At 57.1% G+C, this 17495-nt stretch carries 19 protein-coding genes; 8 read left to right on the forward strand and 11 right to left on the reverse strand.

Features of this window, described 5'->3' with window-relative positions; all coding sequences use genetic code 11:
- Position 1: 1 nt before the first annotated feature.
- The gene (locus tag DS906_RS13410; RefSeq protein WP_113790647.1) at positions 2–1405 is read right to left on the reverse strand and encodes a PLP-dependent aminotransferase family protein; all 1404 of its coding nucleotides are present in this window, start codon (positions 1403–1405) and stop codon (positions 2–4) included.
- 99 nt (positions 1406–1504) lie between these two features.
- Between DS906_RS13410 and DS906_RS13415 the strand changes: the two genes are divergently transcribed.
- Positions 1505–1732 (forward strand): DUF1127 domain-containing protein, encoded by a 228-nt coding sequence (locus DS906_RS13415; protein ID WP_058271589.1) that lies wholly within the window; start codon positions 1505–1507, stop codon positions 1730–1732.
- Between the two features lie 58 nt (positions 1733–1790).
- Here the strand turns inward: DS906_RS13415 and DS906_RS13420 are convergent, their stop codons facing one another.
- On the reverse strand, positions 1791–2234 hold the full coding sequence (locus DS906_RS13420; RefSeq protein ID WP_113790648.1) for a PaaI family thioesterase: 444 nt from the start codon (positions 2232–2234) through the stop codon (positions 1791–1793).
- Between the two features lie 58 nt (positions 2235–2292).
- Here DS906_RS13420 and DS906_RS13425 point away from each other — a divergent pair, with 58 nt between their 5' ends.
- From DS906_RS13425 to gluQRS, 4 genes are all read left to right on the forward strand, one after another.
- Positions 2293–3078, forward strand: a complete 786-nt coding sequence (locus tag DS906_RS13425) for an enoyl-CoA hydratase (protein WP_113790649.1) — start codon at positions 2293–2295, stop codon at positions 3076–3078.
- A 264-nt stretch (positions 3079–3342) separates the two neighbouring features.
- Complete coding sequence (gene trmFO / locus DS906_RS13430) at positions 3343–4683, forward strand: methylenetetrahydrofolate--tRNA-(uracil(54)-C(5))-methyltransferase (FADH(2)-oxidizing) TrmFO (RefSeq protein ID WP_113790650.1); 1341 nt, start codon at positions 3343–3345, stop codon at positions 4681–4683.
- A 37-nt stretch (positions 4684–4720) separates the two neighbouring features.
- A complete protein-coding gene (locus tag DS906_RS13435) occupies positions 4721–5335 on the forward strand; it encodes a class I SAM-dependent methyltransferase (protein ID WP_113790651.1) in 615 nt (204 codons plus the stop codon).
- Positions 5332–6228, forward strand: a complete 897-nt coding sequence (gene gluQRS / locus DS906_RS13440; RefSeq protein ID WP_113790652.1) for a tRNA glutamyl-Q(34) synthetase GluQRS — start codon at positions 5332–5334, stop codon at positions 6226–6228. The genes DS906_RS13435 and gluQRS overlap by 4 nt, the downstream gene beginning before the upstream one ends.
- Before the next feature lie 5 nt (positions 6229–6233).
- On the opposite strand, the gene hisI is transcribed toward gluQRS, so the two are convergent.
- Positions 6234–6623: a phosphoribosyl-AMP cyclohydrolase gene (gene hisI, locus DS906_RS13445; RefSeq protein ID WP_113790653.1), complete on the reverse strand. Its 390-nt coding sequence runs from the start codon at positions 6621–6623 to the stop codon at positions 6234–6236.
- Positions 6624–6671: 48 nt separating this feature from the next.
- Here hisI and DS906_RS13450 point away from each other — a divergent pair, with 48 nt between their 5' ends.
- A complete protein-coding gene (locus DS906_RS13450; protein ID WP_113790654.1) occupies positions 6672–7124 on the forward strand; it encodes an iron-sulfur cluster assembly scaffold protein in 453 nt (150 codons plus the stop codon).
- Positions 7125–7183: 59 nt separating this feature from the next.
- Entirely contained in the window at positions 7184–7822 is a 639-nt protein-coding gene (locus tag DS906_RS13455; protein ID WP_113790655.1) for a MarC family protein, read from the forward strand.
- 185 nt (positions 7823–8007) lie between these two features.
- On the opposite strand, the gene DS906_RS22635 is transcribed toward DS906_RS13455, so the two are convergent.
- From DS906_RS22635 to DS906_RS13475, 5 genes are all read right to left on the reverse strand, one after another.
- On the reverse strand, positions 8008–8130 hold the full coding sequence (locus DS906_RS22635) for a hypothetical protein (RefSeq protein WP_255415404.1): 123 nt from the start codon (positions 8128–8130) through the stop codon (positions 8008–8010).
- Between the two features lie 110 nt (positions 8131–8240).
- Positions 8241–10331, reverse strand: a complete 2091-nt coding sequence (gene recG / locus DS906_RS13460; protein WP_113790656.1) for an ATP-dependent DNA helicase RecG — start codon at positions 10329–10331, stop codon at positions 8241–8243.
- A complete protein-coding gene (gene ligA, locus DS906_RS13465) occupies positions 10328–12454 on the reverse strand; it encodes an NAD-dependent DNA ligase LigA (RefSeq protein WP_113790657.1) in 2127 nt (708 codons plus the stop codon). Before ligA ends, recG begins: the two co-directional genes overlap by 4 nt.
- Before the next feature lie 124 nt (positions 12455–12578).
- The gene (gene ctrA, locus DS906_RS13470; protein WP_113790658.1) at positions 12579–13295 is read right to left on the reverse strand and encodes a response regulator transcription factor CtrA; all 717 of its coding nucleotides are present in this window, start codon (positions 13293–13295) and stop codon (positions 12579–12581) included.
- A gap of 82 nt (positions 13296–13377) precedes the next feature.
- Positions 13378–13680 carry a DUF1153 domain-containing protein gene (locus DS906_RS13475; protein WP_113790659.1) on the reverse strand — a complete coding sequence of 101 codons (303 nt, stop codon included), beginning with the start codon at positions 13678–13680 and terminating at the stop codon, positions 13378–13380.
- Between the two features lie 129 nt (positions 13681–13809).
- On the opposite strand from DS906_RS13475, the gene mnmA reads away from it, so the two are divergent.
- The gene (mnmA, locus tag DS906_RS13480) at positions 13810–14955 is read left to right on the forward strand and encodes a tRNA 2-thiouridine(34) synthase MnmA (protein WP_113790660.1); all 1146 of its coding nucleotides are present in this window, start codon (positions 13810–13812) and stop codon (positions 14953–14955) included.
- 10 nt (positions 14956–14965) lie between these two features.
- Here the strand turns inward: mnmA and DS906_RS13485 are convergent, their stop codons facing one another.
- The 3 genes from DS906_RS13485 to DS906_RS13495 are packed head-to-tail and all read right to left on the reverse strand — an operon-like array spanning position 14966 to position 17494.
- Entirely contained in the window at positions 14966–15502 is a 537-nt protein-coding gene (locus tag DS906_RS13485; protein ID WP_147235252.1) for a hypothetical protein, read from the reverse strand.
- 31 nt (positions 15503–15533) lie between these two features.
- Entirely contained in the window at positions 15534–16700 is a 1167-nt protein-coding gene (lpxB, locus tag DS906_RS13490; protein ID WP_113790662.1) for a lipid-A-disaccharide synthase, read from the reverse strand.
- Positions 16700–17494: an LpxI family protein gene (locus DS906_RS13495; RefSeq protein WP_113790663.1), complete on the reverse strand. Its 795-nt coding sequence runs from the start codon at positions 17492–17494 to the stop codon at positions 16700–16702. The genes lpxB and DS906_RS13495 overlap by 1 nt, the downstream gene beginning before the upstream one ends.
- Between the last annotated feature and the right edge of the window lies 1 nt (position 17495).

The raw sequence follows: 17495 nt of genomic DNA on the forward strand, positions 1-17495 counted from the left end.
CCTAGACGCTGATCTGTTCCGGCGGATTATCCAGAAGTGCACGCAGGCGCTGCATCGCGGCCTCGAACCGTTCCAATGACACGTGCCCGTTCATCGCAATGCGTACGGCGTTGGGGGCCCGTCCGTCCCGCAGCGCGAATTCGTCGGCAGACCGAAGCTGAATGCCTTCGCGTTCAGCAGCACGGCTGAATGCGGCTGCACGCCAGCCCGACGGTAAATTCAGCCAAACAAACGGCACGTCGGGCGCCCAGTTCAGATCAAAACCGCCTAATGCGTTGACCGTCACCCGGACATAATCGCCCATCCGGGCGCGGACGTCCCTGGCGATCTGTCGTGTCCGCGGATCAGACAGCAACAGCCGGGTCAGCTCTGCAAGCGGTTGTGCCAAACCGAAGTAGCCGTATTCGGCTGAGCGCCGAAGATCGACGCTGCGTTCGCGCGGGGCGATGGCGAACCCGACGCGCAGGGCTGGCGTCAGGATCTTTGAGATCGACGAGACATGCCAGCCCCGTTCAGGTGCCAAGGCGCGATAGCTGGGCTCGCGCGCGTCCCCCATTCGATAGCAATCGTCTTCAATGATCTGCAAATCATGGCGTCGGGCGACTTCCACAACCTCTTTTCGACGTTCCAGCGGCGTATGTGTGCCGGTTGGGTTTTGCACTTCAGGCGAGACGCAAACCGCCTGCGCCTGGTTCTGACGCAAAATGTGATCCATGGCCTGAGCGTCAATGCCCCACTTGTCCATCTTCACGCCGACAACCTCGGCTCGCATCAACTCTCCTGCTCGGCGGAATCCGGCATATGACAGATCTTCGACCAGAACGACCGGCTTGGGGCCGCGCAGGATCGTCTGAAACACAAGGCAAAGACCATTTTGCCCACCATGCGTCAGAACCACATCATCATGGGTCAAAACGCCAAGCGGCAGATCTGAGAGCCATTCAACGACCGCCTGCCGCATGGGTTGGTACGCATCGCGTGTCGGGTAGTTCATCAGCAAACGAGGATCGGCTTGGGACACTTTCTTAAGACATTCCCTGATCAATGCCACCTGTCCCACATCCGGCAATCTGGGGCTGAACAGGCTGACATCGGCGTTGTACTTGTCGTCCCGTAGGTGGAGTTGTCTTGCCCACACATCGTCCAGCAAAGGTGATTTCGGAGGGGCGACAAATGTACCACGTCCGACCTCGGCTTGTAGCAAGCCTTCCTCCGTCAGAATAGTATAGGCCCGGGCAACCGTGCCGGGCGTTATTTGTAACCGATACGCAAGTTCCCGGACCGGAGGCAGTTTGGATCCTACCTCCAGCGCTTTGTTCTCAATCGCTTTTCGTATTGTGTCGGCGACCAGTGTGTACTTGGGACCTTTGGATTTTGGCAACGCCTCTGGCCAAATTGTATCCATTACAATTCTTCCTTTGCTTCCGACACAATCCTGAATGTATCACGCACATGTACCGAACACTAGTACTTTGTGTCAATACAATTTGAAAGGATACCCAAGATGACACGCCATATGCACAACCCCGCCCTCATGCTGCTGAACGATAGCCCTCGGCTGCCGATGATCGCCGCGCTGGCCGTGCGGTTTGCGGCGACTGTCACACAGTGGGAACGACAGCGCCGCAGCAGAATTAACCTGTCAAAGCTGGATGATCGCATGCTTAAAGATGTCGGCCTGACCCGCCCCGCGGCCGACCGTGAGATCAAACGCTACTTCTGGCAGTATTAATTATCCCCAGTCCCTTTTGGGACCTTTTCCTAGGCCGGGTTTCATACCCGGCCCTTTTTTATCCAAATGCCGCTGCTGCAGACCCTGCAGGAGGCAATGAATAGGTCATCGTTGCCCGAGCCACTGGTTTGTCAGAGCCTTCCGAGAACATCAGAACATCGCCCACCGCAAGCGTCTTGCCCAGTTTTAGCAAGCTGCAGCACGCGATCATATCGTTGGCGCCATCGGGTTTGCGCATGAAATCCATCGAACACCCTGTCGTCACCGCGAGCGACTGACGTCCTTTCAATGCAAGGATCATTGCATAAACGCTGACATCGGCCAGACCGAACATCGACGGGCCTGAAACTGTCCCCCCTGGACGCAGATGTCTGTCCCCGACCTTCAGCCGCATGGTGATTGAGTTTTCATCCAGGCTGTCGATGACAAAGTCTTTCTCGACCTGCGGAAACACCTCGACCAAATAATCTGACAGTTGTTCGCGGTTCAAAACCAACGACATACTTCCCCTCCTTGAATTGCCGTCCTAGAGTTGGCCCGACATCAGATCGGAGAGCAAGATGGGAATTCTGGAACGTAACGACGTGAATGGCGTTGCCCGATTGAAAATGAACGCGCCAGAGCGCCTGAATGCCCTGAGCGAAGAGATGCTGGCAGCACTTCAGGCTGAATTCGACGCCTTAAGCAACGACTCGAGCATTCGCGCCGTAATCCTGTCCGGCGAAGGCAAAGCGTTTTGCGCAGGCCACGATCTGAAACAGATGACTGCCGGACGTCAGAGCGAGGACGGGGGAAAAACCTATTTCCAGGACCTGTTCGCGCAATGCGCCAAAGTGATGCTGTCGATTCAATCCCTGCCCCAACCCGTGATCGCACAAGTCCACGGCATCGCCACGGCTGCCGGCTGTCAAATGGTGGCCACCTGTGATCTTGCGATTGCAGCCGAAGGCACGCGTTTTGGTGTAAACGGGGTCAATATCGGGTTGTTTTGCTCGACCCCTATGGTGGCCCTCAGCCGGAATATCCCCCGGAAACAGGCATTTGAAATGTTGACAACAGGCGCGTTCATCTCGGCGGAACGCGCGGCCGAACTGGGCCTGATCAATCGTGCCGTACCCGAAATGTTGTTGGAACATGAAACGATGGCGCTGGCCGAACAACTGGCCGACAAGCTTGGATCAGCGGTCAAAGTGGGCAAACAGGCCTATTACAAGCAATTGGATATGCCGATCGAACAGGCCTACGCCTATACCGGCGAGGTAATGGCACAGAATATGATGCATCGGGATACAGAAGAAGGAATATCTGCATTTATCGAAAAAAGACCGCCAAATTGGGAACAATAACGAGATTATTTAAGGATATTTTGGCGACTGTTCGCAATTTAGTCCTTTTCAAAAGGGCCACACTGTGGCAAAGCTGAGACATGGCTTAGGCCCAAATACGCTTTTGGGTCGCTGTAGGCGGAAGGTCCCTCCAAGCTGGTTTCTCTCACCGGCGCTGACATTCCCGCTGCGGCGACCCCAAGTACCCTCCTTAAATTACTAGCTAATCAACGCGAAACTTGGCGTGTGTTGCGTTGCGCGATGCTGTGCCCTATGTGGCACCTCATGACACAGAAATTGCATATAGTTGGCGGCGGCATGGCAGGGTCCGAGGCGGCCTGGCAAGCAGCGGAAATGGGCGTGGATGTTGTAATCCACGAAATGCGGCCCAAAGTGGGCACTTTTGCACACCAGACCGGCAATCTGGCCGAGATGGTGTGTTCGAACTCCTTCCGCTCGGATGACGACGAACAAAATGCCGTCGGCCTGCTGCATTGGGAAATGCGCGAAGCCAACGGCATCATCATGGGCACCGCCGATACGCATCGCCTGCCCGCCGGTGGCGCATTGGCCGTGGATCGTGATCCGTTTGCCGAAGCAGTGACCGCCAAGCTGCAGGCCCATCCGCGGGTTGAGGTGACGGGCGAAGAAGTCACCGCCCTGCCCGACGACGGCCACTGGATCATTGCGACGGGTCCGTTGACGTCCTCGTCGCTGGGCGAGTCGATCAGGGGTCAGACAGGTGCTGAGGCTCTGGCGTTTTTCGACGCGATCGCGCCCATTGTCTATGCCGACAGCATCGACATGAGCCAGGCGTGGATGCAGTCACGTTATGACAAGGGCGAAACCGAAGAGGAGCGGACGGCCTATCTGAACTGTCCCATGGACCGCGATCAGTACGAGGCCTTCATTGACGCCCTGCTATCCGCTGACAAAACCGAATTCCACCAAGGCGAAACTGCCGGGTATTTTGACGGCTGCCTGCCGATCGAGATTATGGCGGAACGGGGCCGCGAGACGCTGCGCCACGGGCCGATGAAACCGGTCGGCCTGACCAATCCGCATCAGCCTGACGTCAAACCTCATGCGGTTGTGCAACTGCGCCGAGACAACGCGCTGGGTACGTTGTTCAACATCGTCGGCTTTCAAACCAAAATGAAATATGGTGCACAAACTGACGTATTCCGCATGATCCCCGGACTTGAGAATGCCAGTTTCGCGCGCTTGGGCGGAATTCACCGCAATACGTTCATCAACTCTCCGACATTGCTTGACGCGCAGATGCGGCTGAAATCAAAGCCGAATATCCGGTTTGCCGGTCAGATCACCGGTGTCGAGGGCTATGTGGAAAGTGCTGCTATGGGATTGCTGGCCGGCCGGATGGCCGCTGCCGAGATTCTGGGGCGTTCCCTGCCCGAGATCCCGCAGGACAGTGCCATGGGCGCGTTGATACACCACATCACCGGCGGAGCCGAAGCCAAGACCTTTCAACCCATGAACGTCAACTTTGGTCTGTTTCGCCCGGTTGATGGCCTCAAAGGGGGGCGCCGGGGCCGTAAGGACCGGTACAAGGCCTACACCGACCGGGCCAAGACGGAATGGACGGACTGGCTGGCGCATTGCTGACTGGACGCATTGCGCCCAACCGGCCTAACATGCGGGTATGAGCGACAAATACCTCAAAGACGCCTACGGGCTTGATACGCCCGAAGCGACCCGCACGCATTATCAGAAATGGGCCTCGTCATACGACGCCGAAGTTGGGTCACATGGCTACGCCACGCCCGGTCGCGTGGCCGAGGCGCTTTGGTCCCAGATGCCCGAACCGCAGACGCCTGTTCTGGATTACGGTTGTGGCACGGGTCTGTCCGGCAAAGCCCTGCACGATACGGGATTTCAGGTAATCGATGGTGTGGATCCCACGCCTAAGATGCTTGAAGGGGCCGCCGCCAAAGGGGTTTACAGAAACCTCACGACGTTTGAGATCACCGATCCGGAACCGCTGGAGCAAGATGCTTATAAGGCAATCACCGCGATTGGCGTGATCGGAACCGGTGCCGCCCCGCCAGAGACATTCGACCTGTTGATGAAAGCTCTGCCCAAAGGTGGCTTGCTGGCCTTTTCCTTCAACGATCACACACTTGACGATCCGTCCTTTACCACCCGTTTGAACGATTGGCTGGACATGGGCGCTGCACGTCTATTGTTTCGTGAATACGGGCCACACCTTCCGGGTATGGACCTTAAATCTGACGTATATGTCGTTGAGAAGACGTGACATTCGTTACCAGATTTGCCCCATCTCCTACGGGGTCGCTTCATCTTGGCCATGCCTATTCTGCACTCCTTGCCAGTGATATGGCCGCCGCTGAAGGCGGTCAGTTTTTGGTGCGGATCGAAGATATCGACCGCTCCCGCTGCCGCCCAAATTGGGAAAAGCAGATTTATGACGATTTGACCTGGCTTGGATTGACCTGGCCAGAACCCGTGATGCGGCAATCGTCTCGTGTGTCGACTTATGAAAAGGCGCTGAAAACGTTGTGGTCGCAAGGTCTGTTGTACCCGTGCACCTGCAACCGTCGGGACATTGCCGCCGCCGCCGGAGCGCCGCAGGAAGGAGTTCCTTTGCACGGGCCGGATGGGATCATCTATCCGGGCACGTGCAGGGATGTGTCAGAGCGATCGGGGCCGATCCCGCACGATACGCCCCTTCGACTGGACATTGAAATGGCTGCACGTGTAGTTCCAGATCTGTTTAGGACTGCCATTCAACCATTTGCAAAAGCGGCGGTTTTCGAAGAAACTGGTGCAGGACCGGAAGGCGAAACGGGCCCCGTCACTTTCACTGCTGATGAGTTACGGGACACAATCGGAGACGTGGTATTGTCCCGGCGTGATATGGGTACCTCCTACCATTTATCCGTCGTTCTGGATGATGCAGAACAAGGTGTTACCCACGTCGTACGCGGTCAGGACCTGTTCGAGGCGACGCGTATTCATGTTCTGCTGCAGGTTTTGCTCGGCTTGCCAACACCCGTCTATCACCATCACAAACTGATCCGAGATGATGCAGGAAAACGCTTGGCAAAACGCGATGATGCGCGCGCCATCGCCAAGTATCGTGCTGAGGGAGTTACCGCAGAACAGGTTAAGGCCATGGTTGGGCTGTGATCGCCCTAGTCCATCGGACCCATTAGCTCAACCTCTTCACCATCCCGCACTGCGGTGTAGAAACAGGTGCGTCGGTTGGTGTGGCAGGCCGCGCCGGTCTGTCGCACCAGAACCAGCAGGCAGTCCCGATCACAATCGACGCGGAAATCGATCAGTTCCTGAATATGTCCCGAGGTTTCGCCCTTGATCCAGAACGACTGACGTGACCGCGACCAATACGTTACACGACGCGTTTCCAGTGTTTTTTCAACGGCCTCCGCGTTCATCCAGGCCATCATCAAGACCTCGCCAGAGGCTTCGTCCTGTGCGATCGCCGGGATCAGACCGGCGTCGTTAAACTTCAGGCTCGACGGATCGAAAGTGACGGTCTCGGACATTGTAAAAACCTTTTGCATCCCGGTGGATGGCCACTATGTATGGGGAACATGCAACGAGGGAAAGCCATGTCTGGCGAGAACGACCTGATAAAGCTGTATTCCGGGCGCATTCTGGCGCTGGCTGCGGATATTCCGCATCTGGAACGACTGGATAACCCTGATGCGACGGTAAAGAAGCGCTCGCCTTTGTGCGGGTCGACTGTGACGGTGGACGTTAAGGTTCAGGATGGACACGTGGCTGGTTTCGGTCAGGACGTAAAAGCCTGCGCCCTGGGTCAAGCCTCGGCCTCGGTCGTTGGGTCCGCTGTAATTGGAACCACGCGCGCGCAAATCGAAACCGCGCGGGATCAGCTGTCAGCGATGCTGAAGAAAGACGGACCTGCACCGGATGCACCATTTGACGGGCTAGAAGTTCTCATGCCTGCGCGTGATTACAAGAACCGGCACGCTTCGATTCTGCTGGCGTTGGATGCCACTGCTGAAGCTATGGAACAAGCCGAACAGGCCAACTGCGCCTGAAGATGGTAATTCAATTCAAACCCATCTAACCTCCGCCATAGTTTTGGGGAGAATTTGGTTTGAATAGTTTGCTGGAACATTTTGTTACCCTGTGGGTCGTCATTGATCCGATTGGAACAATTCCCGTTTTTATCGCCGTAACAGCCGGGCTTGGGGCCGCGGCGCGTCGCAAAACAGCCCTGTTGGCGGCGTTCATAAGTGCCGGGGTTTTGCTGTTCTTCCTTGTCTTTGGACAGCTGCTGATCGAGGCGCTGGATATCGGACTGAACTCATTCCAGGTGGCCGGAGGGATCATCCTGTTCCTGTTCGCCCTGACGATGATCTTTGGCGAAAGCAAACAAGAGGTCGAGCAACGCGCAGCGGAAGACGATCAGGAAGACAAGTTCCACAAGGCCAACCCCGCGATCTTTCCGTTGGCGGTTCCCTCACTGGCGTCGCCGGGTGCAATGCTGGCCGTGGTTATCCTGACCGACAACAACCGGTTCAGCGTGGCGGATCAAGGTATTACGGCACTGGTTATGCTTTCTGTCGTGGCCATCGCTTTTGTTTTGATGCTGCTGGCCGAACCGATCATTCGACTTATTGGCCATTCCGGTGCTGCCATTATCAGCCGTATCATGGGGATGATCCTGGCATCGGTTGCGGTAAATTCTGTGCTGTCGGCCATGCTCGAAATCTTCAAAACCGGTCAGTTGTAAAAAAACCGCCGCTCCTTCCGGGCGGAAAGGGCGGCGGCAAGCAAAGCGTATCTCGTGTGGGATCCGTATTTTCGCGCAGGGCCGAGGCATGGCCCTTTCAAGGGAATTGGGACAGGCAGGTCACCCTTGACTGAAATGGGGACGACGGCGCGGAGTTTTCGGCACGAGATCGCAGGCAGAAAGGGTCAGAACGTTCCGGGAAGGTGAAGGGCAACCATCAGCATCACCACCAATGACACCGCACCCGCCGCATCCTGCAATAGCGTGGAATGCGAACGGCTTATGGCGGTTTTGATCTGGGTCAGCATGGTCTCACCTCCGGTCGGGTTTAATCCTTTGTTGACCTTTTGTTCTCATATTTTGGCGAGTCGGTAAAGAACTTTTTGAGAACATTTGTGAACTTTTCGGAACTAAATTGCTAACCCACTGAAATTAAACGGATTGCCTGATCCTGCTTCATAAGCCAAAGCAGAACACGCACCGCCTGCCCACGTTCCGCGGCCAGGGTCGGGTCTTTGCTAAGCAAATTGCGTGCGTCCGTCTGTGCCACAGCCATCAATCCGGCCTGGCGTTCCAGGTCTGCAATCCGGAATTTCGGCAACCCGGATTGGGCCGTACCGATCAGGTCACCTGCGCCGCGCATCTGCAGGTCTGTCTCAGATATCCGGAATCCGTCTTCGGTCTCACGCAGTACTTCCAGACGTTTGCGCCCACCTTCACTGAGCGGCGGTTGATACATCAGCAAGCAGGTCGAGTCCGCCTCACCCCGTCCAACGCGGCCGCGTAGCTGGTGTAGTTGAGCCAACCCGAAAATCTCAGCCCGTTCGATCACCATGATCGAGGCGTTCGGAACATTCACGCCAACCTCGATTACAGTCGTTGCCACAAGTACTTTTGTCCGGCCCTCTTGAAACGCGGCCATTGCGGCATCCTTGTCGGCCGCGGGCATCTGGCCATGGACCAGGCCAACGATACCTTCGCCCAGCACGGTACGCAGCCGTTTGAACCGCTCTTCTGCAGCCGTCAGGTCTGAAACTTCGGATTCGTCGACCAGCGGACAGACCCAATAGCACTGACGCCCTTCATCGATAGCCCGACGCAAATGCGCCACGACGTCATCCATACGCTCGGTACTGATAATCGCAGTTTTGATTGGTTTCCGCCCCGGTGGTTTTTCATCCAGAACAGAGACGTCCATGTCCCCGTATTGCGCCAAGGCCAGGCTGCGCGGGATCGGTGTCGCGGTCATCACCAGAACATCCGCGCCCTGCCCTTTTTCGGACAGCTCCATCCTTTGGCGGACGCCAAACCGGTGTTGTTCGTCCACGATGGCAAGCCGCAGAGCATGGAATTCCACATCGCTTTGAAACACCGCGTGGGTGCCGACAAGGATGTGAATGTCACCCTGTTTCAACGCAGCCAGCTTGGCGCGCCGCTCAGCGCCCTTGTCCCGCCCAGTCAGGATTTCCAGAACCACTCCGGCCTCCTCCGCAAGCGGGCGCAAGCCTTCCAGATGCTGCCTGGCCAGAATCTCGGTCGGCGCCATCATGACACCCTGTCCACCAGCCTCGACCGCAACCAAAAGTGCCATGAACGCGACCAGAGTTTTTCCCGCGCCCACATCGCCTTGCAGCAGCCGGTTCATCCGTGCGTCTGAGCCCATGTCGGCGGTTATTTCCTTAATCGCCCGCGTCTGGGCTCCGGTGGGTTTGTAAGGCAGATTAGCTAGAACTTTAGCTTGCAGAGCACCAGTGCCGACGCTCACGATGCCCCGGGCCTTCCGCTCGCGTTGTCGCGCCAGAGCCAGCGTCACCTGATGGGCAAATAGTTCGTCATAGGCAAGGCGTTCCCGGGCTGGCGCGTGCGCGGCCACATCATCCGCCCCCTGTGGGTTGTGCGCGGCAGATATCGCTGTCGCCCAATCCGTCCAGCCCTGTTTTGACACTTGCGCAGGGTCAATCCACTCAGCCAACTGTGGCGCGCGGGTCAAGGCGCTACGTGCGGCCTTGTACGCCGTTTTTTGGGTGATGCCCTGTGTCAGGTGATAAACCGGCTCGAATTCTGGTATGTCATCCGCGCTTTCCACGGGCAGCATGTGATCTGGATGGACCATTTGCGCCATGCCGTCGAATAGTTCGAGCTTGCCAGAGATCACACGACGGCTGCCTTCCGGCAGTACTTTTTTCAAATAGTCGCCACGCGCGTGAAAAAAGACCAACTGAAACTCGGTCTGTGTGTCTTCGACGTGAACGCGGTAAGCCCCGCCCTTGTTTCGCGACGGTCGGTGGGTGCCGACCGTGACCTCAACTGTCAATGTCGTTGGCAGATCAGCCACCTGGATTGTATCGCGTCGCCTGCGATCAACGACGGCGTAGGGCAAGCCGAACAGCACATCGCGCGGCGAGTCGATCCCCGCCTGCACCATTGTTTGCGCAGTCTTGGGGCCAACGCCCTCCAGAGTCTCGAGCCCCGCGAAAAGGGGAAACAGGATTTCAGGGCGGCTGCTCATGTGGTGCCGATCAGGTGCAGCCATTCGTCTTCGTCCAGCGTCTCGATCCCAAGCTCTGCTGCCTTCTTGGCTTTTGACCCAGCACCAGGGCCTGCCACCAGCAAATCGGTCTTCTTGCTGACAGAACCAGAGACTTTGGCCCCCAGGGCTTCGGCGCGGGCTTTGGCCTCGGCGCGGGTCATCTTTTCAAGTGACCCTGTAAAAACAACCGTCTTGCCAGCCACCGGACTGCCCGATGTGTCGGGTCGTTTGGCGTCCTGCACGTCCAATTGCGCGACCAAAGCGTCGATGCTGGCGCGTTCTGCGTCCTGAGCAAACGTAGAAACCAACGCGCGCGCCATGACATCACCTACGCCATCTATGCCCAAAAGCTCGTCCCACTCAGGTCCTTCGAAACCAGCGGCTGCGGTGACGGCGCGTTCAAATTCTGCCCAGGCGACATAGTGGTTAGCAATCAGGTTCGATGCCGCTTCTCCGACATGTCGAATGCCTAATGCAAAAAGAAGGCGCCCGAATGGGATCTGACGTTTTTCGTCAATTGCAGCCCAAAGGTTCCCGGCACTTTGTGCACCCCAACCCTTACGGTTGGCGAGCTTGTTCAGATTGGCCGAATCTCTGGTCTGCAGGGTGAAGATGTCCACCGGGGTTCTGATCGCCAAGTCCAGGTCATCATAGAACATTTCAATCTGCTTGGCGCCCAACCCTTCGATATCGAACGCTTTCCGAGATACGAAATGTTTCAGTTTTTCAACGGCCTGCGCCGGGCAAATAATCCCACCGGTGCAGCGTCTGACGGCATCGCCTTCTTCCCGAACCGCATCACTGCCGCATTCCGGACAGGTTGTGGGAAAGTCATAAGGCTGCGCGCCATCTGGACGTCTCGAAATGTCGACATCCGCCACTTTGGGGATCACGTCGCCCGCGCGATAAACCTGCACCCAGTCGCCGACCCTAATATCTTTCCCATCCCGGATCGTACCGCCCTTTGCGTCGCGACCAGCGACATAATCCTCGTTATGCAGCGTGGCATTGGACACGACGACGCCACCAACAGTTACCGGGTGCAGCCGGGCAACCGGGCTGAGCGCACCCGTGCGACCCACTTGAATGTCGATTGCCTCCAGCCTTGTCCATGCCAGTTCGGCGGGAAATTTATGCGCGATGGCCCATCTGGGGGTCGTGGATCTGAACCCCAACCGGGCCTGCAGCGCCAAGTCGTTCACCTTGTAGACAACGCCATCGATATCATAACCAAGCGTTGCGCGTTGCGCTTCGATGCTACGGTAGTGCTTGATCATCTGATCTGTCGTTTCGCACAACGCTGTCAGTGGGTTGGTTGAGAAACCGAATTCCGCCAACCGTTCAATGGCACCCATTTGTGTATCGGCCAAGGGGGCTGACAACTCACCCCAGGCATAAGCGAAAAACCGCAGCGGACGGGATCGTGTGATTTTCGCGTCAAGCTGCCTCAACGACCCTGCGGCAGCGTTTCGTGGATTTGAAAATACCTTTTCGCCCAGCTCTGTCTGTCGCGCGTTCAGCTTGTCGAAGTCTTCATGCGACATGTAAACTTCACCGCGCACCTCCAGAACCTCCGGAGCGTTTTCGACGCTGTGCGGAATGTCCGAGATCGTCCGCGCGTTCGCAGTCACGTTTTCGCCGACTTCACCGTCGCCGCGGGTCGCCGCCTGCACGAGTTTCCCCTGTTCATACCTTAGCGACAGGGACAGACCGTCAATCTTGGGCTCCGCTGTAAAAGACAGCTCGGCCGTGTCGCCCATCCCCAGATATTTGCGGATCGACCGGTCAAAATCGGAAACGTCCTCATCGTTGAACGCATTGCCCAGGGACATCATTCTGACTGCATGTAAGAGTTTTGAAAATCCCTCCGCCGGCCTAGCGCCCACTTGATCAGTGGGGCTGTCGGACCGTTTCAGCTTAGGAAAACGCGCCTCGATGTCCGCGTTTCGCCGCTTTAGCGCATCGTAGTCCGCATCCGAGATCTCGGGGGCGTCCTCGGCGTGATACAGCGTGTTGGCCCGCGCAATCAATTCCGCGAGCCGCGCCAGCTCGGCACGTGCTTGATCTTCCGTCAGCTCTGTTACCGCAATTGAGTCGCTCATGGCCTCGCCCTGTCACATAGTCTTTGAACCCAGTGATAGGGCGAGGCCATGGCTAGGTCCAGATGTGCTGTTCCATGAGTGAGGGGGTCGCCCTGAACCTACGGCAACCAGATTTCATCTAAAGTCAGGCACCGACGGCGATCCGACGTTCGTCCAGACTGTTGCTTTGGGGATCGCGCAGCACGTATCCCCGACCCCAGACGGTTTCGATATAGTTTTCGCCACCGGTCGCATTGCTGAGCTTTTTTCGCAGTTTACAGATGAAAACGTCGATAATTTTCAACTCGGGCTCGTCCATACCGCCGTAGAGATGGTTCAGGAACATCTCTTTGGTTAGCGTGGTGCCCTTGCGTAGGCTTAGCAGTTCAAGCATTTGGTATTCCTTGCCGGTCAGATGAACGGCCTTGCCTTCAACCTCAACGGTTTTGGCATCCAGGTTCACTGCGACCCGGCCCGTATGAATGATGGACTGGGAATGCCCTTTTGACCGGCGAATGATTGCGTGAATTCGGGCAACCAGTTCTTCGCGATGGAAGGGTTTGGTCATGTAGTCGTCAGCGCCGAAGCCAAAGCCCTTGATTTTGCTTTCAGTATCGTCCGCGCCCGACAGGATCAGGATGGGGGTTTCAACACGCGCAATACGCAACTGACGCAATACTTCGTGTCCATTCATATCCGGCAGGTTCAGGTCCAGAAGGATCAGGTCATAATCGTACAGTTTGGCAAGATCGATGCCTTCCTCGCCCAGATCCGTCGCATAAACGTTTAGATTGGCGTGCGTCAGCATCAGCTCGATGCTTTTCGATGTGGTCGGATCATCCTCGACAAGAAGTATACGCATTTACTGCTCCAATTAAGGTCAAATTACCAATTGAAATTGAGACTGATCAAAAATGGTTAACCTGACGTTACCGTTGAATCATTTATTCACACTCATCTTTAGGTTGTCGATATTTTTTTAATGCAGTGACTTTCAGAGCATCCGCGCCGTGTTCAGCGACCGCAGAAACCCAGGAATTGAACTCTTCATCGCTTAGCCCATAGCGTTTTTTGGCGTCCGACAACGAAATCAGGCCGTATAGGCCGTATAGAACGCTGCGCACCACAATGACCTTGCGCGAAGCGACCCATCTGGTCGTCTCTGCAGGTGGCAGATCGTTACGCGATAAAACCGTTCCATCCGGCAGGGTTACGGACCTTGGCCCTTCGACTTTGTGCAAATACATCTCTTGACCCTTTTTCAGCTGCGACAAAGCTGCCAACAGCCTACTTAATGTCGCGTGAAACCGCCCCTTGAGAGTGTGTAGAATTTTCCTATATTCTGCCGGTCTTTCTTAATACGCACTGGAATCGTCATGGCCCTCGATACCGAGACACCGCTGAACTCGCTTGGCTTTGCCAAACCCCCGTCAGAGACGCGGGTGGTTGTTGCTATGTCGGGTGGCGTCGACAGCTCAGTTGTTGCCGCCTATCTGGCCGATCAGGGCTATGACGTGGTTGGCGTGACGCTGCAGCTGTATGACCACGGCGCGGCCTTGACCAAGAAAGGCGCATGCTGCGCGGGGATCGATATCCATGACGCGCGGCGTGTGGCCGAGGAACGCGGCTTTCCACATTACGTTCTGGATTACGAGAACATCTTCAAAGATGCCGTGATCGACGAATTCGCCGACAGCTATCTGGCCGGAGCGACTCCGGTCCCGTGTATCCGGTGCAACGAGCGCGTGAAGTTCAAGGACCTCTTGGAAACCGCCAAGGATCTTGAAGCCGACTGCATGGCCACCGGTCACTATATCCAGCGCAAGATGGGCGCGAACGGGCCGGAACTGCACAGCGCCGAAGACGCGAACCGGGATCAATCCTATTTCCTGTTTTCCACCACGCCCGAGCAGTTGGATTTTCTGCGCTTCCCTCTGGGCCACCTGCCCTCGAAGGATGCGACCCGAGAAATGGCCGCGCAATATGGTCTATCGGTGGCGGACAAGCCCGACAGTCAGGACATCTGCTTTGTGCCCGATGGCAACTATGCCAGCGTGATCGAAAAGTTGCGCCCCGGTGCGGCGGAACCGGGTGAGATCGTTCATTCCGACGGTCGGGTGCTGGCGCAGCACAATGGCGTCATCCACTACACCATCGGTCAACGCCGCGGTCTGGGTATCGGCGGGCTGAGTGAGCCTTTGTATGTGGTGAAGCTGGACGTCGACAAAAAACAGGTAGTGGTTGGACCGAAAGAGCTGCTGGCAACCCGCACGGTTCCGGTGCGCGAGATCAACTGGCTGGGGGATGAGCCTTTTACGTCGCGCGACGAATGGCATCTGTCGGTCAAGGTGCGGTCGACCCGCCCGCCACGTGAGGCGATTGTCCGACCTCTGTCTGAAACGACTGCCGAAGTCGAATTGCTGACACCTGAGGAAGGCATTTCGCCCGGTCAGGCCTGCGTGTTCTATTCCAATGAAAGCAGCCGCATATACGGCGGCGGCTGGATTTGGCGCGGTTACTGAGGCGTCCGGATCACAAGACGTCGGTCGGGCTGTTCACCAGAATATACAGTCCGACTGCCACCATGATGTAAGGTGCAATCCTGTCAAGGCGGGCAAAACGCGGCCCTAAAACCTGTGCGCGTGGTGCGCCCCAACTTGCAATTCCGATTAGTGTCGCCAGTGCACATCCAGCCCCGATCAAGGCCGTCAACCGAAACGCTGACGTTGAATCCGCGAACAGCGGAGTCATAGCCGCCAGCGTGTCAATCGATAGCGTCAAAAACAGCGCGACGACCGAGGTGATGGCCCCGGTATCGGGCAATTGACGCCCACCCGAACCTTTCCGTTGTTGCCAGATGCCATAAAGGCCCAGAGACAGCGGGATAACCCCAAGGTAGCCGACCCAATTCAGAAACCGGCTGTGATCCAACCCGCTGGCAATCACAAGCGACAGGCTCAGAATTATCATTTGCGCCGCGGCAAAGCCAAACACGGCCCGGCGCGTTTCCATCACCATGATCAGGCCAAACAGGATGACCAGATTGTCCAGGTTAGTTGATATGGTCACGATCGCGGCGGAAAATGCGAACAGGATGTGCTCAATCATGGCGATTGGGCCGCCTGTTCAAAACCGCTCGGGCGGCGCGCAGACCCGGCGCTTCTCCGCCCCGCCCCAGACGATCCATGGTCACGTCCATCGCGCTGCGCTGTGCATCCGGACTGGTGGCCACGTCTGAGAGTGCCGAGGCAATCCTGTCCGGCTCGCAATCATCCAGCAGGCATTCGGGAACCGCGTGCGTTTCAGACACCAGATTGACAAGCGTCGCTGTGTCCAAATTCACCATGCGCTTTGCGATTAGTGTCGTCAGCCAGTTCAGATTGTAGGCTATCACCATTGGCGTGGCCTGTGCGGCCAGTTCCAACGAAACTGTACCAGACGCTGCCAGCGCAAGGTCAGACGCAGCAAAAGCCGCCCTTTTCTGCGCCTGAGCCTGATCTGAAGGCAAGTCCCGCGGGTCAACCACGACGGGCGACCCTGACCAGTCCTTAACTTGCTCGGTGACCGCATCAACCATATGGGCCACAGCTGGTACGACGACACGCGTGTCAGGGCGCTGTTTCAGAAACAGGCTTAACGCCTGACCAAAGACCGGAGCCAGACGATCCACCTCACCCCGCCGCGAACCGGGCAAGGCCAGAACGATGGGCGCTTGGCCCAAACCGTACGCCTCGCGAAAGGCCTGAATGTCTTGTTTGGTCGCCACTGGTTCGCTGACAACAGGGTGCCCGACAAAGTCACATTCCATACCCGCGCGCTGCATATAGGGCGGCTCGAATGGCAACAGGGCCAGTACATGGTCGATGACCTTGGCCATCTTGTTCGCACGCCCGGGACGCCAGGCCCAGACGCTGGGGGCAACATAATGAACTGTGCGAATAGTACTTTGCGCTTTGACCAGCTTGGCAACCCGCAATGAGAAATCGGGACTGTCGATGGTGATCAGAACATCTGGATTGCTATCCAGAACAGCCTGCGCTGTCTCAGAAATCCGACGTTTGAGGTGAAAGAACTTGGGGAGAACCTCGACCAGTCCCATGATCGACAATTCAGACATGGGAAAAAGGCTGCCCAACCCCTGCGCCTGCATCAATGGACCGCCGACGCCCTGGAATTCAACCTCGGGAACCAGAGACCGCAGACCTTCCATCAGCGCGCCGCCAAGCCGGTCCCCCGAAGGTTCACCGGCGACAACGAAAACCCGCATCAGTTCGTCCGCTCGCGAACGAAAAGGAACAGGCCAAGCCGATCACATTCCGCAATCACTCGGTCTTTCTCAAGCACAAGGACGCCGCCCTTTTCGATCACAATTCCCGACAGGCCCGCCGCAACGGCACCGGACACAGTATCAGGCCCGATCGCAGGCAGATCTGCACGAACGTCTTGATCTGGTTTCGGGGCTTTGAACAGAATGCCGCCACCCGCATCAGGGCGCTGAGTCAGCGACTGCAACATCCATGCGGTGCCGAAAATGCCTTCGATGGCCAGCGCCTGCCGTTTTGAAACCACGCAGGCCTGCCCCACATCCGCAGCACCCATCGCCCGCACGACGCCCGAGGCGCGGTCGGCATCAGCCAGATCAGCCTCAGAAGGTTGCGCCTGCGTCAGACATCCCAGTTTCGGAAGAAGGTTCGGCGCGATTTCATGGGCTGCCTTAACCTCCAGACCTGCATCCTCAAAAATGCCGATGACTGCGCGCAGCGCCGCATCATCGCCGGACATGATGGCTTGTTGCAGGATTGGGACCAAAGGCATTGTTGCAGCATCGATCCTTGCAGGATCAATGGGCGGGCGGCCTACGGCACCTGCCATGCAGATCTGGGTCACACCCCGCGCCTTGATGTCGGCGAGAAAGGTTCCAACCTGTTCCAGGGGAAACTCGACATCCGGGGTCAGAGTGTCCGGGCAGAACCCCTCCATGGCGCAGACCACCGGGCGGTCGGACAGTTGCGCGACAACTTCACCCGGCAAAACGCCTGTTCCAGCAATCAGCGCCAGCATT

Source organism: Ruegeria sp. A3M17, assembly GCF_003318255.1.
Classification (GTDB): Bacteria; Pseudomonadota; Alphaproteobacteria; order Rhodobacterales; family Rhodobacteraceae; genus Ruegeria.

Excerpts from the sequence above, each read along its gene's own strand:
- DS906_RS22635 (WP_255415404.1), bottom strand. The coding sequence starts at position 8,130 with ATGCTGACCCAGATCAAAACCGCCATAAGCCGTTCGCATTCCACGCTA.
- recG (WP_113790656.1), bottom strand. The coding sequence starts at position 10,331 with ATGAGCAGCCGCCCTGAAATCCTGTTTCCCCTTTTCGCGGGGCTCGAG.
- DS906_RS13420 (WP_113790648.1), bottom strand. The coding sequence starts at position 2,234 with ATGTCGTTGGTTTTGAACCGCGAACAACTGTCAGATTATTTGGTCGAG.
- hisI (WP_113790653.1), bottom strand. The coding sequence starts at position 6,623 with ATGCAAAAGGTTTTTACAATGTCCGAGACCGTCACTTTCGATCCGTCG.
- ctrA (WP_113790658.1), bottom strand. The coding sequence starts at position 13,295 with ATGCGTATACTTCTTGTCGAGGATGATCCGACCACATCGAAAAGCATC.
- DS906_RS13450 (WP_113790654.1), top strand. The coding sequence starts at position 6,672 with ATGTCTGGCGAGAACGACCTGATAAAGCTGTATTCCGGGCGCATTCTG.
- lpxB (WP_113790662.1), bottom strand. The coding sequence starts at position 16,700 with ATGCGGGTTTTCGTTGTCGCCGGTGAACCTTCGGGGGACCGGCTTGGC.
- DS906_RS13415 (WP_058271589.1), top strand. The coding sequence starts at position 1,505 with ATGACACGCCATATGCACAACCCCGCCCTCATGCTGCTGAACGATAGC.
- trmFO (WP_113790650.1), top strand. The coding sequence starts at position 3,343 with ATGACACAGAAATTGCATATAGTTGGCGGCGGCATGGCAGGGTCCGAG.
- DS906_RS13475 (WP_113790659.1), bottom strand. The coding sequence starts at position 13,680 with ATGTATTTGCACAAAGTCGAAGGGCCAAGGTCCGTAACCCTGCCGGAT.
- DS906_RS13410 (WP_113790647.1), bottom strand. The coding sequence starts at position 1,405 with ATGGATACAATTTGGCCAGAGGCGTTGCCAAAATCCAAAGGTCCCAAG.
- mnmA (WP_113790660.1), top strand. The coding sequence starts at position 13,810 with ATGGCCCTCGATACCGAGACACCGCTGAACTCGCTTGGCTTTGCCAAA.
- DS906_RS13495 (WP_113790663.1), bottom strand. The coding sequence starts at position 17,494 with ATGCTGGCGCTGATTGCTGGAACAGGCGTTTTGCCGGGTGAAGTTGTC.
- ligA (WP_113790657.1), bottom strand. The coding sequence starts at position 12,454 with ATGAGCGACTCAATTGCGGTAACAGAGCTGACGGAAGATCAAGCACGT.
- DS906_RS13435 (WP_113790651.1), top strand. The coding sequence starts at position 4,721 with ATGAGCGACAAATACCTCAAAGACGCCTACGGGCTTGATACGCCCGAA.
- DS906_RS13425 (WP_113790649.1), top strand. The coding sequence starts at position 2,293 with ATGGGAATTCTGGAACGTAACGACGTGAATGGCGTTGCCCGATTGAAA.